At 59.3% G+C, this 624-nt stretch carries 1 protein-coding gene; it reads right to left on the bottom strand.

Translation table 11 applies throughout. The features are described from left to right. Positions 1 to 624: putative metallopeptidase (locus JV201_RS13375; RefSeq protein ID WP_219407060.1), on the bottom strand; the 624-nt coding region annotated here is incomplete at its 5' end.

Below are 624 nucleotides of genomic sequence, written 5' to 3'. Positions count from 1 at the left end.
TCAGGCCGATCTGAGCAGACAGGTTCCGCAGGCCCTCGCAATGTTCAATTTCCCCACCTCAGCAGGACTGTTTGCAGCATCCACCAACGCTTGAACGTTAGGGCTCGCACCATAGCGGCGGACAACACCGACGAACTCTTCTACGTCGTGGCCCTGAAGCTTCAGCTTGGGTGCGCCGTCCTGGGTGAAGGCTGGTTGACCGTACTTATCGGTCGCTTGGGCGATGTGATAAAGCTCGTGTTCGATCAGCGCGCAGAACTCAAGGTCGCTGCACTGGGCGCAGTAGTCGGCTGCCAGGGTGATGATGAAGGCCGGCACATCGCCGAACCAATCACGCATCTGTTGCTCCATCCGCGCTTTCTGCCAACCGCCGGCGCGGAACGCTACCTGTTCGGCCTGGCCCAAGACTGTGCGACCCTGCTTGGCGAAGCTCGACGACGCCCACATGATCCGGATGTCTGCATCCAGTAAGTGGGCATGGTCTTCGTTGTGAATGCTGCCAGTGTCGGCGAGGACCTCGACTTGGAGCCACTCCCAAACATCAGGGGCGGGAGTCAGTCGGATGCCAAAGTCTGAAAGCTCGGACAACTCAAGCAGCGACGATGGAGGGTATGGCCTATCCAT

The sequence above is a fragment of the Pseudomonas sp. Colony2 genome (assembly GCF_019382755.1).
Lineage (GTDB): Bacteria > Pseudomonadota > Gammaproteobacteria > Pseudomonadales > Pseudomonadaceae > Aquipseudomonas.
This window is presented reverse-complemented; position numbering and strand designations above follow the sequence as displayed.